The following is a 13623-nucleotide window of genomic DNA, read 5'->3' as shown; positions in this document are numbered from 1 at the left end:
GCCGTCACTCGCCGAGCAGCCAGCCGTTCTGCTCGGCGACCCGGATCGCCTCGGCCCGGTTGCGCGCACCGGTCTTGCCGATCGCCGCCGAGAGGTGGTTGCGCACCGTCCCCTCGGACAGGTGCAGCACCCTGGCCAGGTCGGCGACCGTGCCACCGCCGCGGGCGGTCCGCAACACCTCGGTCTCCCGGTCGGTCAGCGGGCTCACCCCGGCGGCCAGGGTCTCGGCGGCCAGTGCGGGGTCGACCACCCGCAGACCGGCGTACACCCGGCGGACCGCGTCGGCGAGTTGCCGAGCCGGGGTGTCCTTGACCACGAAGCCGCTCGCGCCGGCCTCCATCGCCCGACGCAGGTAGCCGGGCCGGCCGAAGGTGGTCACCACCAACACCCGGCAGGTCGGCACCGCGGTCCGTAACGCGGCGGCGGCGGCGATCCCGTCCAGGCCGGGCATCTCCACGTCCAGCAGGGCGACGTCGGGGTTGCTGCGGCGCGCAGCGGGGACCACCTCGTCGCCCCGGCCGACCTCGGCCACCACGCTCAGGTCCTCCTCCAGCGAGAGCAACGCGGCCAGCGCGCCCCGGACCAGTGCCTGATCGTCGGCGAGCAGCAGCCGGATCGGCGGGGAGTCGCCGCTCACCGGGCCCCCGCCGGGGCGTGCACCCGGAGCAGGAAGCCACTCCCGTCCGGCCGGCGGCCGACGCTGAGCGCGGCGTCCAACTCCCGCGCCCGCTCACGCAGGCCGATCAGCCCGTACCCGCCGGCGTCGGGAGTGGACGGACCCCGCCCGTCGTCGCTCACCTCGACCCGGTCCGGGTGCACCCGGATCGTGCAGCACCGTGCCCCGCTGTGCCGGACCACGTTCGTCACCCCTTCCCGCACCGCCCACCCGAACAACCGGTCCCACTCGTCCGGCAGCGCCGGCACCTCGGCCGGCAGGTCCGCCGCGATGCCCGCCGCGGCCAGCGCGGAGCGGGCGCCGGCCACCTCCGCGGCGAGGGTGACCTCGCGGTACGCCCCGACCGTCTGCCGTACGTCGGCCAGCGCCGCGCGGGCCAGCGCCTCCACCTCGGCGATCTCGACGGCGGCGCGCGCATGGTCCACCTCGATGAGCCGGCCCGCCAACTCGGCCTTGATCGCCACCACGGTCAACGAGTGCCCGAGAATGTCGTGCAGGTCGCGGGCGGCGCGGGCCCGCTCCTCGGCGACCGCGAGCCGGCCGATCTCCTGCTGGGCGGCCCGAAGTTCGCTGTTGCGCTGCGCCAGCCGGGACACCCCGAACATGGCGAACGAGGCGAGCAGGACCGCGACGGTGACCGTGCTCTCCCCCGTCCAGGTCGGCACCAGCCAGGCCCCCACCAGTGGAATCAGCGCGCAGAGCGCCACGATGACCACTGCCTGCGCCGCGGACAGCAGGAACACCGCGGACGCGGCCACGAACACCAGCGTGGCCGTCCAGTCCCCGGCGGTGCCCGGGATGCTGGCCAGACCCAGCACCACCAGGCCTGTCAGCGCGAGCCCCGCCCGGCGTGGGGGGATCGGTCGGAGGTGCTCACGCAGCTGACGGGCCCACTGGAACAGCAGCACGTAGCCGAGACCGAAGGCGATCAGGGTGGCGACGCCGACCACCCGCCGCCACGGCTGCGGCTGGTGCAGTGCGGTGGAGAGAGGCACATTGAGGAAGAACAGCCACACCGCGGCCAGCAGCCAACCGGTGAACCGCCATCGGCGGCTCACCGGTCGGGGCTGACCCGTCAGGGAGTCCATCGGGTTCACGCTAGCCGTCGCGCGGGGGTCAGACCCGCGCGGTGTCCCGGCGGAACAGCCGGGCCGCACCGACACCGAAGAGCAGTGCCCAGACGACGAGGTTGGCCACCGCCGCCACACTCACCCCCTCGCCGGTCAGCGGGGCGCGGGCCAGCACACCCATGCCGTACACCGGGGTGAACTTCGCGACCTCCTGGAGCACCTCCGGCAGCACCTCGACCGGGACGAACAGGCCACCGAACATGGCCAGCACGGCCAGGATCGGGCCGATGAACTGCATGACGTTCTCGGCCGGCACCAGGTAGCCGATGAACAGGCCGAACGCGGCGAACACCAGCGAGCCGAGCCAGGCGGCGAGCCCGGACAGCAGCCAGACGTACGCGGGGATGCGCACACCGGCCGCCGCGCCCACCAGGAACTCGACGACGACGGCGAGCAGGCCGAGGGTCATCGCGGTGACCAGCTTGGTGGCCACGTACGCGGTCGGGCGCAACGGGGTGAGCCGCAGCTGCCGGCTCCAGCCCAGTGCCCGCTCGGTGGCGACCGCGCCGCCCGCGCTGGTGGTCGCCACCATGGCCGCGTACACCGCCAGGCTGATCATGACGTACGCGGTGACCGGGCGACCGTTGTCCAGCGACTGCCCGCCCTGCGGCAGGCCGAAGATGAGGAAGAAGACGCCCGGCATGATCAGCGTGAAGGCGAGGGTGCGGCGGTTACGCAGCACCCGGCGCAGCTCGATGAGCAGGACTCCCGGAGCGAACCCGCCCAGGGCGGGCAGCCGACGGTCCGGCTCGGCGGCACGGGCGGGGGTGGGGGTGGGGGTGGGGGCGATGGTCGTCATCTCAGGCTCCGGTGTGCGCGGTGGTCAGGGCGAGGAAGGCGTCCTCGAGGTTGCGGGAGGTGATCTCCACGTCCCGGGCGTCGGTGCGGGTGAGCAGGTGCCGGGCGATCGCGTCCGAGTCACCGGTGCGCACCAGCACGCTGTCGCCGCGTACCTCCACGGCGTCGACGCCGGGCAGCGCGGCCAGCGCGGCCTGGTCGGCGCCGGGGAGGGTGGCCCGGACCGTGCGGCCGGCGGCCAGGTTCTTGATCTCCGCGGTGGTGCCGTCGGCGACGATGCGCCCCTGCCGGACCAGCACGATCCGGTCGGCGTACGCGTCGGCCTCGTCCAGGTAGTGGGTGGCGAAGATGACGGTCCGGCCGGCCCGCGCGTCACGGCACAGGGCCTGCCAGAAGTCCCGTCGGCCCTCGACGTCCATGCCGGTGGTCGGCTCGTCGAGCACCATCAGATCCGGGTCGGGCAACAGCGCCAGCGCGAAGCGCAGCCGCTGCTGCTGCCCGCCGGAGCACCGCCCGACGACCCGCCCGGCGATGTCGGCGATACCGGCCCGCTCCAGCACCTCGGCCGTCGGGCGGGTGTGCCGGTAGAAGTGCGCGCTCATCTCGACCGTCTCGCCGACGGTGAGGTCCTTGAGCAGCCCGCCGGTCTGGAGCACGGCGGCGACCCGACCCCGGGCCACCGCGTTGTCCGGGGTGCCGCCGAGGATGCGGACGGTGCCCTCGTCCGGGCGGGCCAAACCGAGCAGCATGTCGATGGTGGTGGTCTTGCCCGCCCCGTTGGGGCCGAGGAACGCCACCACCTCGCCGGGCTGCACCCGCAGGCTCAGCCCGTCGACCGCGGTGACCGCGCCGAAGGTCTTGGTGAGGCCGCTCAACTCGACGGCCGGATGCGTACTGGTCATGTCAACCATGCTCCGGCGGCGCGTACCCCGATGCCCGGAGCGGTCGTCACGTCCCGGCCATGACATTTGTCAGGGCCTGGGCGGCACGCAGAGTGACCGCCGCGCGAGCGAGCACCACCGCGAGCGTGATGCCCCTGAGTCATCAATATGCCCCTGTGTCATCACGCTCTCTGCCATGTCCGCCCCACACGCGGCACGACGAGGCGAGCACCGGCGGAGGAATTCCCCGCGCGGCAGCGGGTAACCGCCGGGCCGGACGCCGCGACACCGGGAGGATGCGATGGGTGCCACGCCGCAGGGCCAGGTCGACACGATCGTGCTGATCCACGGGCTCTGGATGACCCCGCGCAGCTGGCAGGGGTGGACCGAGCGGTACACCGCGCGCGGCATGCACGTCATCGCCCCGGCCTGGCCCGGGATGGACCGGTCCGTGGAGGAGTTGCGGGACGACCCCGCCCCCATCGCCGAGCAGAGCATGGCCACGATCGTCGCGCACTACGACAGGATCATCCGGGCGCTGCCCCGACCACCGATCATCATGGGCCACTCGTTCGGCGGCCTGTTCGCCCAGGTCCTCGCCGACCGGGGTCTCGGCGCGGCGGTGGTGGGGGTGCATCCCGCGGCGGTGAAGGGGGTGCTCAAGGTGCCGCTGAGTCAGCTGCGCTCCGGCTTCCCGATCCTGCGCAGCCCCGCCAACCGGAGCAGGGCCGTGCCGTTCACCCCGGACGACTTCGCCTACACGTTCGGCAACACGATGAGCCGTGCCGACTCCGACCGGGCCTATCAGCGCTACGCCGTCCCCGGCGCCGGCCGGGTGTTCTTCGAGGGCGCGTTCGCCAACGTCGACCCGCGCTCACCCGCCCGGGTCGACACCGCACGCGACGACCGCGCGCCCCTGCTGCTGCTGGCCGGCGGGGCGGACCACGTGGTGCCGGCGTCGGTGGTGCGCGCCAACGCGGGGCTCTACCAGAAGTCCCGGGCGCTCACCGCGTACCAGGAGTTTCCCGGCCGGTCGCACTTCACCGTCGGGCAGGACGGCTGGGAGGAGGTCGCCGACTACGCGCTGGACTGGGCGCTGCGCGCGGCGGCCCTGCCCCGGGAGGCGACAATCGCCAGCGAAGCACCCCGCCGCTGACCGGCAGGGTTTCCGGCATGTCGACGGTCTGGCGGGGTATCTCGGTGGGATGAGGGCCAGTTTCCGACTCGGTCGGATCGCGGGGGTGCCGGTCGGCGTCAACTGGAGCGTTCTGGTCATCTTCGCGTTGATCGCGTGGGGGCTGGCCGCCAACCAGTTCCCCCGTTCTTACCCGGATCGCTCGTCCGTGGCGTACACCCTCGCCGGGCTGGTGGCGGCGGTGGTCTTCTTCGTCGGCCTGCTCGCCCACGAGGTGTCGCACGCGGTGGTGGCCAAGCGCAACGGGCTGGAGGTCGACGGCATCACGCTGTGGCTGTTCGGCGGGGTGGCCGAGTTGCGGGGCGAGCCGCGCGACCCGGGCGCGGAGCTGCGGATCGCCGGTGTCGGCCCGCTGGTCAGCCTGCTGCTCGGGGCGTTCTTCGGCGCGATCGCCGCGCTGCTCGCGCTGGCCGGGCAGGATGGGCTGCTCTTCGGGGCGGTGGCCTGGCTGGCCGGCATCAACGTGCTGCTGGCCATCTTCAACGTGCTGCCGGCCGCACCGCTGGACGGCGGCCGATTGCTGCGCGCCGCGGTGTGGAAGGCCACCGGTGACCGGACCAGAGCCTCGGTGGTCGCCGCGCGGGCGGGTTGGGTGCTGGGCGTCCTGTTGATCGGTCTGGGGTTGTGGCAGTTCCTGTCCGGGGTGGGTTTCGGTGGGCTCTGGCTGGCCCTGATCGGCTGGTTCCTGATCGGTGCCGCCGGGATGGAGGAGCGACAGGCCCGCACCGGCAGCGCGCTGCGCGGTGTTCGGGTGGGTGACGTTATGACACCGCAGCCGCAGACCGCCTCGGCGGAGATGACTGTCGCCGACTTCGTCGACCACTACCTGTTCGCGTACCGGCATTCGGCGCTGCCACTCACCGAGGAGGGCCGGCCGACCGGCCTGGTCACCGTCGACCGGGTGCGCGGTGTGCCGGCCGAGCGGCGGGCGTCGACCACGCTGGCCGAGGTGGCCTGCCGGGCCGACCAGCTGGTCCTAGCCCAGCCCGGCGAAGAACTCAACGACCTGCTCCCCCGCCTCAGCGAGTGCGCCGACGGCCGAGCCCTGGTGGTAACGGAAGACGGCCGCCTAACCGGAATAGTCTCCCCCAGCGACATCAGCCGAGCCGTCCAACGCAGCACCCTACGCACCCCAACCCCCACCCCAACCCCCACCCACTCGCGTTGATCATGGGGTTATCGTCACGACACGCCGGAAACGGCGGCAGTAACTCCATGATCAACAGCGCCGGGGGGTCAGCGGGGGAAGTAGTTGTCCAGGAGGTTGGTGCGGAACTTTCCGGTTGGGTCTTGGCGGGGCAGTAGGGCGACGAAGTCGGCGTGGCGGGGGTAGCGGGCGGCCAGCTCCGTCGGGTCGGTGACGAAGACCTTGCCCCAGTGGGGGCGGGGCGCGAAGGGCGCCAGGCGTTCCTCCACCGCGGCCACCACCGGCAGTACGGCGGCGGTGTCGTCGATCCAGGTGAAGTGCACGACGAAGCTGTCCCGTTGGTGGTTCGGGCTGAGCCACAGCTCGTCCGCCGCCACCGTCCGCAGCTCGCACACCAGCAGCACCGGCGCGATCAGGTGCGCCACCTCGTCCAGTGCGGCGAGCACGTCGGCTGCCGCCGTACGCGGCACATGGTATTCGGACTGCAACTCGTCGCCGCTGCTCGGGGTGAAGCCGAGCTTGAAGTGTGGCAGCCGCTCGTGCCACGGGCCCGGTTCGCCGAGCTGCGGGGTGCAGTTCTCCGGTGACATGCCGAGCACCGGGTGCCGTGGCTCGGTGGCGGCGGTGGTGCCGAGCCAGTCCGCCGGGGGCGGCGGCTGGTCGGCCACCTGCTTGCGCCACACCTCACGCAGTCGGGGTGCCCGCCAGTCGGTGAAGACACTCACGCTGTACGCCGAGTCGAGCGCCTCGTCCAACGCCTCCCGGTCGAGGTCGAGCGACACGTACTGGCGCAGCTCGTAGGCCGGCACCACGTCCAGGGTGACCCGGGTGACCAGGCCGAGCGCGCCGAGACCGACCACCATGCCGGCGAACGTGTCCGGGTCGGTCTCGCGGTCGACCCGCAGCAGGTCGCCGTCGGCGGTGACCAACTCCAGGGCGGCGACCGCGGTGGCCAGGTTGCCGTGGGTCGGACCGGAGCCGTGGGTGGCGGTGGCCACCGCGCCGGCCACCGAGATGTGCGGCAGCGAGGCGAGGTTGGCCAGCGCGTACCCCTGGGTGTGCAGGTGTCGGGCGACGTCGCCGTAGCGCATCGCGCCGCTCACGGTGGCCTGCCCGCGCTCGCGGTCCACCTCGACGACCGGGGGCAGCCCGGCGAGGGTGACCAGGTCGCCGTCGGTGTCGCCGAAGCGGTTGAAGGAGTGCCCGCTGCCCACCGCCCGGATCCGGGTGCTGCCGGCGACCAGGCGGCGCAGTTCGTCGGTGGACGTCGGCCGGTGGAACGCCCGAGCGGCGTACCGCACGTTGCCGGCCCAGTTGCGGCGCGGAACGTCGGCCGCGGTGGCCGGTGTGGCGTGCGGTCCGTGCGCGATCATGTTGCGGTCTCCCGATCGGTGGACTTGTGGTCGGCCAACGCGGCGACGAGGGCGTCCAGAACCGTATCCGTCTGGAACGTGTGGTAGCCACGTTGGGCGATCGGCAGCCCGGCCGCGCTGGCGCGTTCGATCTCACCCCGGGCCGCCTGACGGCTCGGCGCGTCCCCGGCCAGCAGGGCGTCCTGGCCACGGCGGATCAACCGGTCGACCCGGTCCATCTGGTAGCCCCGCAGGCCCACCGGCAGGTCCGGGTCGGCGAAGGCCGCTCGGCGCAGCGCCAGCAGGTCGACGAAACGGTCACCGGCATACTGCGTGAGCGCGGCGGCCACCTGGTCGGGCTGCTCACGGACCTGGTCGAGGACGAGCACCTCGATGGCGGGGCGACCGTCGAGTGGGTGGCGGGCGGTCACCGGCTCCAGCGGCACACCCGGCACGGGCACCAGCAGCAGTCGCGGCGGCCTCCGGTAGCCGTCGCGGCGGGGCGGCTCGTCCAGGACCAACGCGTCGACCTCGGCCCACCGGATGTCCCGGCGCAGGCCGGGCCGCCGGATGGTGAGCCCCTCGGCGCCGATTCCGAACCGGAACGGCCGCAGCGCGCTGACCAGCGCCACGACGCCGAGCGCGACGGCACCCCCCGCGATGATCGTCCGTAGCGGGGCGCCGTCGCTGGGATAGACCAAGAGGAGCACCCCACCGAGTACGCACACCAGAGCGAGCGCACGGGCCCCCCGATTCCGGCGTAGTTCCACGCTCGGACCCCCGTTCATGACCGTGGCGTCGGTTCCCGCATCCTCCGCCAAACCGCCCACCGAGGACACCGGTCGATCGGGCACGGTTGTTCTCGTCATCGCCGGGGAACCCTACGCCCATGAGCAGCTACCGCGATCCGGCCCCACGGGGCGACGTGTTCCCCTCCGAGGAGGAACTGGACCCGACCGGCAGCGGCGTCGAGCCGGCCAGCGCGCCGCCAACCGGCGGGTTGCCCAGCCATCCGTCGCCCACGCCCGGTCCCCGACCCACCCCGGCACCCGCACCGGCCCCGACTCCGGTGCCGGCACCCGGCCCCGCGCCGCGCGCGCCGGGTGCCGGACCACAGTCGATCGTGACCCGGCACCTGGACGGCTCGGTGGAGGTGGTCACCGACCTCGACGGCGACGGCGTCGCCGACGTCGTGCAGATCGACGTGGACGGCGACGGGATCGCCGACATCACCTACGTGGACAGTGACCGGGACGGCCGGCTGGACACCGTGCTGGGCGAGGCGAACCTGCCCGGGACGGGCGTGGGCGCCCACCGTCGCGCCTGACGACAGGCAGCGGCCGGTTGGCTCAGAGCTTCGCCATGACCTCGTGGGCGACCAGTTCGAGGTGCTCCAGGTCGCCGAGGTCCAGCACCTGTAGGTAGAGCCGCTGGCTGCCGATCTCCGCGTACCGGCCGATGGTGTCCAGGACCTCGCCGGGCGTCCCGGCCAGGCCGTTGACCCGCAACTCGTCCGGTTGGCGGCCGATCGCGGCGGCCCGACGGGCCACCTCGGCGTCGTCGCGTCCGCAGCAGAGCACCAGGGCGTTGGACCACACCATCTCGGCCGGGTCCCGGCCGATCTCCCCGCACGCGGCGCGGACCCGGTCGAACTGGGCCGCCGTGTCCGGCACCGAGGCGAACGGCAGGTTGAACTCGTCGGCGTAGCGGGCGGCAAGCCTGGGGGTGCGCTTCGGGCCCGTCCCGCCGAGCAGGATCGGCGGGCGCGGCTGCTGCACGGGCTTCGGCAGTGCGGGCGAGTCCCGGACCGGGTAGTACCGGCCGTCGTACTCGAAGCGCTGCCCCGCCGGCGTGGACCAGAGCCCGGTGATGACCGCTAGCTGCTCCTCCAGCCTGTCGAACCGCTCGGCCAGGGGCGGGAACGGGATGCCGTACGCGCTGTGCTCCTCGGCGTACCAGCCGGTGCCGATGCCCAACTCGACGCGACCGCCGCTCATCTGGTCGACCTGCGCCACGGTGATCGCCAGCGGGCCGGGCAGCCGGAAGGTGGCCGCGGTCATCAACGTGCCGAGCCGGATGCGGCTGGTGTCTCGGGCCAGGCCAGCCAGCGTGGTCCACGCGTCGGTGGGACCGGGCTCGCCGGTCACGTCACCCATCTTGAGGTAGTGGTCGGACCGGAAGAACGCACCGTAGCCGGCGTCCTCGGCGCAGCGGGCGACGGCGAGCAACTGGTCGTAGCTGGCGCCCTGCTGGGGTTCGGTGAAGATCCGCAATTCCATCATCCGAGCATAGGGTCCCCCGGTCGACCCGGTCGGCAGTCGCACCGACCGGGTCGCCGAGCCGCGGACTCAGGCGTACGGCAGGGTGGCGTAGGCGGACCGCAGCGCGGCCAGCCCGGTCGCCTTCGGCGTCAGCGTGCCCCACCCGGAGTTGAAGTAGTTGGTGCGGGCGATCGGCGGTCCACCCTCGGCGTTGAGCTGGGCGATGGCCGCCGGCACGGTGGCGATCCAGGCGGCCTGGTTGGGGATCTCGGCCACCCGCACCCCCCACTCGGCGATGAGCACCCGGCGGGACAGCGCCACCGGACCGAGGTCGGCCACCGCCCAGTCCTTGTTGCGGCGGAACCGGGCCAGCGCGGTGTGGCTGGCGTTGGTGCCGTAGACGTTCCACTGGAGGAAGTCCAGCCGGGTCATCAGCGACTCCGGGTGGACGCGCTGGAAGCAGGCCCGGTCGAAGCCGCCGATGCCGAGCGAGAACGTCGTACCGCCGGGCAGCGTCCGCGCCTTGAACCAGGTGAGGATGTAGTTGATCGCCTGCACCGCGCGGGCGTCGGACTGCGCCCAGGTGTACGGAACACCGGCTTCGGTGGTGCCGAACTCGTGGTCGGTGTCCAGTTCGGACGCGAGTTGGATGTTCACGCCGAAGCCGAGCGTCCGATACTGCGCCAGCGCGCGGGCGAACAACCCGTCACACTGACCGCTGACCACCTGTCCGTACCCGTACGCCTTCGGCCAGGTCGTGCCGGGGCGCTGCTGGATGGTCATCGACGGCGCCGGCACGGTGTAGGTGGTGCCGTCCACGGTGAAGGTCTGCGGGCCGGTGTCCGCGGCGCCGTAGTGCTTGAGTTCCAACACCATGTTGATCTGTACCCCCGCCTTACCGAGGGTGACCAGCCAGGGCCGGTTGTAGCCGGGGAAGATGTAGCCGTCGGCGAAACTGCGGTACTGGGTCAGGGAGCGGAAGTTGCCGCCGGCCATGTCGGCGGTCGGGTCGGCACCACCGGAGAGGTAGTAGCCGCCGAGCACCGGTTGGCTACCCACGATGTAGTCGGCGGTGGCCGTCGCGGTGTTACCGGCCGTGTCGCGCACCTGGACGGTGACGCGGGGCATCACGCCACCGCCCGGTACACGGCGACGGCACCGTTGTCGGAGACCCGGGTCCAGATGCGCCCGGAGCTGTCGGTCACGGTCAGGGTAAGCGGGTCGATGACCGCGGTGACCTTGACGGGTGCGCTGCTGTTGCCCTGCGCGTCGGTGACCACGATGGTGACTGTCAACGGCTTGGTGTCGGTGTCGGCGTAGGTGACTGTCAAAAGCATCTGGTCGCCCGGCGAGTAGACCGGCGCGGTCAGGGTTGCGGTTGCGGTGGGAGCGGCCATGGAAATGCCTCTCTGAGATAGGTCGCCGGGTCCGGGCGCACGAATGAGCGACTCCGAGCCGACGTGACGCACAGAAGTGCGCGAGGGAAGACGGGACACCGGCCCAGGCGACGCGACCATGCGGCGTCGGCGGTGATGACGTCCTTGTCCCGGTGAGGAGGAACCCGCTGCGGGCGCCCCCAGCGGAGTCGGCACCTGCCCCAACAGTGCTCCGCCGGAAGCCCTAGCGTCTTGTCCGGTGCACGACACAGACCCCCACTGACCTGCGGAAACGTGAGTCGCGGTTGCTACCCGGCCGCGACACCCCGCACGGCCCAGGCGCGCGCGCCGAGGTGGATCGAGCCGTCCGGCTCGACCGGAAGACGGGCCGCCAGCGCCTCCCGCAGCGCGTCCCGGGCCGGCTCGGCCAACGTCGTGAGGTACCCCGGCGCCGTGCCCTGCCCACCGAGGAACGGCGTCCAGTAGTCGGCGAAGTCGGTGAAGACCGTCGGCACGTCGATCGGTCGGACCGACACCTCGCCCAAGCCGGCGTCCTCCCAGAGCGCCCGCAACGCCTCGGGCCGCCACACGGTGCCACGGCTCTGCTCGTCGAGCGTCGCCGCGGCCGGGTCGAGCTGCGCGGCGGCGTCCCAGAAGTGCCGCATCATCGCCATGCCGTCGGCGTAGTCCCAGATGTAGGCGGCCACCGTCCCCGCCGGCCGGACCACCCGGGTGAACTCCGCCACCGCCCGCGCCGGCTCCGGCACGAAGTTGAGCGTCAACCCGCTCACCACCACGTCCGCGGTGCGGTCACCCACCGGCAGCGCGCGGGCGTCGCCCGCCTGGAAGGTCGCCCGCGCGTCGGCGACCCGGGTACGCGCGGTCGCGACGAAACCCACCGACCGGTCGACGCCGGTGACCCGAGCGGGCGCGGCGTCGGCGAGGATCGTCGAGGTCAGCACGCCGGTGCCGCAGCCGACATCCAGCCACTGCCGACCGGGCGCCACGCCCAACTCGCGCAGGAACTCCGCCGCGACCAGGCGGCTCCACCGACCGACGTACGCCTCGTACGCGTCACTGTCCGCCCACACCGGGTGCGTCATGCCGGCACGATACGACGGGCGCTGTCACTCGGCGGTGAATTTCAGTCGAGATGATCGGCGGGAGTCGTCTGCAGCAGCCACGCCAACGGCATCCGGGCCCGCTCCTCGTAGCTGCCGTCCCCGTCCAGCCGATGCAGGGTGACCGTCTGCGCGCCGTCCCGGTCCACCACCCAGTAGCGCGGGATCCCCGCCGACGCGTACTCGCGGACCTTCGTCACCGAGTCGATCGCTTCCGAGCCCGGCGAGACGATCTCCACGACGAGCACGACGTCGTCGACCGCCGCCCAGACGCTGCGGGTCGGCGGCTTGCGCCACACACTGAGGTCGGGGATGCGACCGCCGTTGCCATCCGGGCCGGAGATGCGCAGCCCGGCCGCCTGAAGCACCTGCTCGGCGGGCCAACCTGCCATGATCAGCCAGGCGAAGAGGCGACTGGCGATCATGGCGTGGTCCGAGTCGGGGGGCGGCATGACCGACAGGACCCCCTCGGGGCTGGTCTCGTAACGGTGGCCGTTCGGGTCGGCGGCGTTCATCGCCGCCACGTCGTCGAGCGTCACGATGGCGGGCATGTGCATGCCGACGGCCTCAGCGCTCATGAGCCTCATCCTAATTGACGAGCGGCACCTCACCCCGCTCCGCTCAGCGACGTCGGCGTGCCGGGTCGAGCAGGGCGGGCGGGGTGTCGGACTTCTCGTGGGGCAGCGCTAGCGTGGTGATCATGGTGGAGTGGGAGCTGCGGCCGGCCTCGATGGCGGACGTCGACGCCGTGGCCGAGCTGCGCGCCGTGGTGCTGCGGGCCGATCTGGAGCGACTCGGGCGCTACGACGATCAGCGCGTGCGGCAACGCCTGCGCGACGGCTTCGTGCCGGCGTACACCTGGGTTGTCGAGGTGGGCGGCGCGTTCGCCGGCTGCGTGGCGCTGCGCCCGGCGGACGACGCCCGCTGGTTGGAGCACTTCTACCTGGCACCGCACCTGCAGGGCAGCGGCATCGGCACGGCGGTGCTGCGCGAGCTGCTGGACCGGTGCGACCGCGACGGCACCCCGGTCCGGCTGAACGTGTTGCGGGGCAGTCCGGCCCGGCGGCTGTACGAGCGACACGGGTTCACGCTCGAGGCCGAGGATCCGGTGGACGTGTTCCTGGTGCGCGCACCGACGCCGCTGTCAACGTAACATTGACAGCGTGACGTCGGAGCTGGGGCGGTTGGCGGACGTCCAGGTTGCCCGTGCCCGCCTGGACGAGCAGGAGTTGGACCTGATCGACCGGGCGCGGCACGGCGGCGCGACGTGGGCGCAGGTGGCACAGGCGCTGGGCCTCGGCAGTCGGCAGGCCGCCGAGCAGCGCCGGCAGCGCCTGGTGGCGGCGCGGCGGTCGCGGCAGCGGCAGCTCGACGTCCGCTACTCGACGCAGATCGCGGCGGTGCGGGCCGCCGTGGCCGACCTCGGACGATGGATTGCCGCCGACCGGCGGTGGGACGCGCGGTTCCGTCGGGCGGTGCTGGTGCGCGGCACGGTGGACGCCGCCCTGGACGCCGCCCCGGGCTCGCTGTACGCGTTGGCCCTGCATCTCGTCGCCGACCTCGGCGAGGCGGGCGACCGACTGCCGACGCCAGCCCGAGCCGCCGCGTCGACCATCGAGGACGCGTTGTCAAGGCCACGTTGACGTAGGCCGTCAGCATTGCGCCGGCAAGCCTCAACAAACAGGA

16 protein-coding genes are annotated in these 13623 nt (G+C 72.7%); 5 read left to right on the top strand and 11 right to left on the bottom strand.

All coding sequences use genetic code 11. From position 1 onward, the window contains the following. Window positions 1-4: 4 nt before the first annotated feature. The 4 genes from AB0B14_RS14060 to AB0B14_RS14045 are packed head-to-tail and all read right to left on the bottom strand — an operon-like array spanning window position 5 to window position 3506. Entirely contained in the window at window positions 5-637 is a 633-nt protein-coding gene (locus AB0B14_RS14060) for a response regulator transcription factor (protein WP_357522642.1), read from the bottom strand. Then, on the bottom strand, window positions 634-1764 hold the full coding sequence (locus AB0B14_RS14055) for a histidine kinase (RefSeq protein WP_357522641.1): 1131 nt from the start codon (window positions 1762-1764) through the stop codon (window positions 634-636). The genes AB0B14_RS14060 and AB0B14_RS14055 overlap by 4 nt, the downstream gene beginning before the upstream one ends. Before the next feature lie 28 nt (window positions 1765-1792). Further along, the gene (locus tag AB0B14_RS14050) at window positions 1793-2605 is read right to left on the bottom strand and encodes an ABC transporter permease (RefSeq protein WP_357522640.1); all 813 of its coding nucleotides are present in this window, start codon (window positions 2603-2605) and stop codon (window positions 1793-1795) included. 1 nt (window position 2606) lies between these two features. Beyond that, complete coding sequence (locus tag AB0B14_RS14045; RefSeq protein WP_357522639.1) at window positions 2607-3506, bottom strand: ABC transporter ATP-binding protein; 900 nt, start codon at window positions 3504-3506, stop codon at window positions 2607-2609. 280 nt (window positions 3507-3786) lie between these two features. Here AB0B14_RS14045 and AB0B14_RS14040 point away from each other — a divergent pair, with 280 nt between their 5' ends. Together AB0B14_RS14040 and AB0B14_RS14035 are read left to right on the top strand one after the other, a co-directional pair. Beyond that, window positions 3787-4641, top strand: coding sequence for an alpha/beta hydrolase (locus AB0B14_RS14040; protein ID WP_357522638.1), 855 nt, complete (start codon window positions 3787-3789; stop codon window positions 4639-4641). A 49-nt stretch (window positions 4642-4690) separates the two neighbouring features. Then, entirely contained in the window at window positions 4691-5848 is a 1158-nt protein-coding gene (locus tag AB0B14_RS14035) for a site-2 protease family protein (protein ID WP_357522637.1), read from the top strand. Between the two features lie 68 nt (window positions 5849-5916). Here AB0B14_RS14035 and AB0B14_RS14030 read toward each other — a convergent pair whose 3' ends face one another. Further along, on the bottom strand, window positions 5917-7200 hold the full coding sequence (locus AB0B14_RS14030; RefSeq protein WP_357522636.1) for an FAD-binding protein: 1284 nt from the start codon (window positions 7198-7200) through the stop codon (window positions 5917-5919). Further along, the gene (locus AB0B14_RS14025; protein WP_357522635.1) at window positions 7197-8048 is read right to left on the bottom strand and encodes a hypothetical protein; all 852 of its coding nucleotides are present in this window, start codon (window positions 8046-8048) and stop codon (window positions 7197-7199) included. Before AB0B14_RS14025 ends, AB0B14_RS14030 begins: the two co-directional genes overlap by 4 nt. 20 nt (window positions 8049-8068) lie before the next feature. Here AB0B14_RS14025 and AB0B14_RS14020 point away from each other — a divergent pair, with 20 nt between their 5' ends. Beyond that, window positions 8069-8506, top strand: coding sequence for a hypothetical protein (locus tag AB0B14_RS14020; RefSeq protein WP_357522634.1), 438 nt, complete (start codon window positions 8069-8071; stop codon window positions 8504-8506). Between the two features lie 22 nt (window positions 8507-8528). On the opposite strand, the gene AB0B14_RS14015 is transcribed toward AB0B14_RS14020, so the two are convergent. From AB0B14_RS14015 to AB0B14_RS13995, 5 genes are all read right to left on the bottom strand, one after another. Then, window positions 8529-9458: an LLM class F420-dependent oxidoreductase gene (locus AB0B14_RS14015; protein WP_357522633.1), complete on the bottom strand. Its 930-nt coding sequence runs from the start codon at window positions 9456-9458 to the stop codon at window positions 8529-8531. A 69-nt stretch (window positions 9459-9527) separates the two neighbouring features. Further along, window positions 9528-10568 (bottom strand): hypothetical protein, encoded by a 1041-nt coding sequence (locus AB0B14_RS14010; RefSeq protein WP_357522632.1) that lies wholly within the window; start codon window positions 10566-10568, stop codon window positions 9528-9530. Further along, window positions 10568-10837 (bottom strand): hypothetical protein, encoded by a 270-nt coding sequence (locus tag AB0B14_RS14005; RefSeq protein WP_357522631.1) that lies wholly within the window; start codon window positions 10835-10837, stop codon window positions 10568-10570. Before AB0B14_RS14005 ends, AB0B14_RS14010 begins: the two co-directional genes overlap by 1 nt. A gap of 287 nt (window positions 10838-11124) precedes the next feature. Continuing rightward, on the bottom strand, window positions 11125-11919 hold the full coding sequence (locus AB0B14_RS14000) for a class I SAM-dependent methyltransferase (protein WP_357522630.1): 795 nt from the start codon (window positions 11917-11919) through the stop codon (window positions 11125-11127). 41 nt (window positions 11920-11960) lie between these two features. Further along, window positions 11961-12515 carry a Uma2 family endonuclease gene (locus AB0B14_RS13995; protein WP_357522629.1) on the bottom strand — a complete coding sequence of 185 codons (555 nt, stop codon included), beginning with the start codon at window positions 12513-12515 and terminating at the stop codon, window positions 11961-11963. Between the two features lie 122 nt (window positions 12516-12637). Here AB0B14_RS13995 and AB0B14_RS13990 point away from each other — a divergent pair, with 122 nt between their 5' ends. Both AB0B14_RS13990 and AB0B14_RS13985 read left to right on the top strand, forming a co-directional pair. Further along, a complete protein-coding gene (locus AB0B14_RS13990; protein ID WP_357070790.1) occupies window positions 12638-13090 on the top strand; it encodes a GNAT family N-acetyltransferase in 453 nt (150 codons plus the stop codon). Window positions 13091-13100: 10 nt separating this feature from the next. Next, window positions 13101-13580, top strand: a complete 480-nt coding sequence (locus AB0B14_RS13985; protein WP_357522628.1) for a hypothetical protein — start codon at window positions 13101-13103, stop codon at window positions 13578-13580. Window positions 13581-13623: the final 43 nt, after the last annotated feature.

The organism is Micromonospora sp. NPDC049171, assembly GCF_040648275.1.
Taxonomy (GTDB): domain Bacteria; phylum Actinomycetota; class Actinomycetes; order Mycobacteriales; family Micromonosporaceae; genus Micromonospora.
This window is presented reverse-complemented; position numbering and strand designations above follow the sequence as displayed.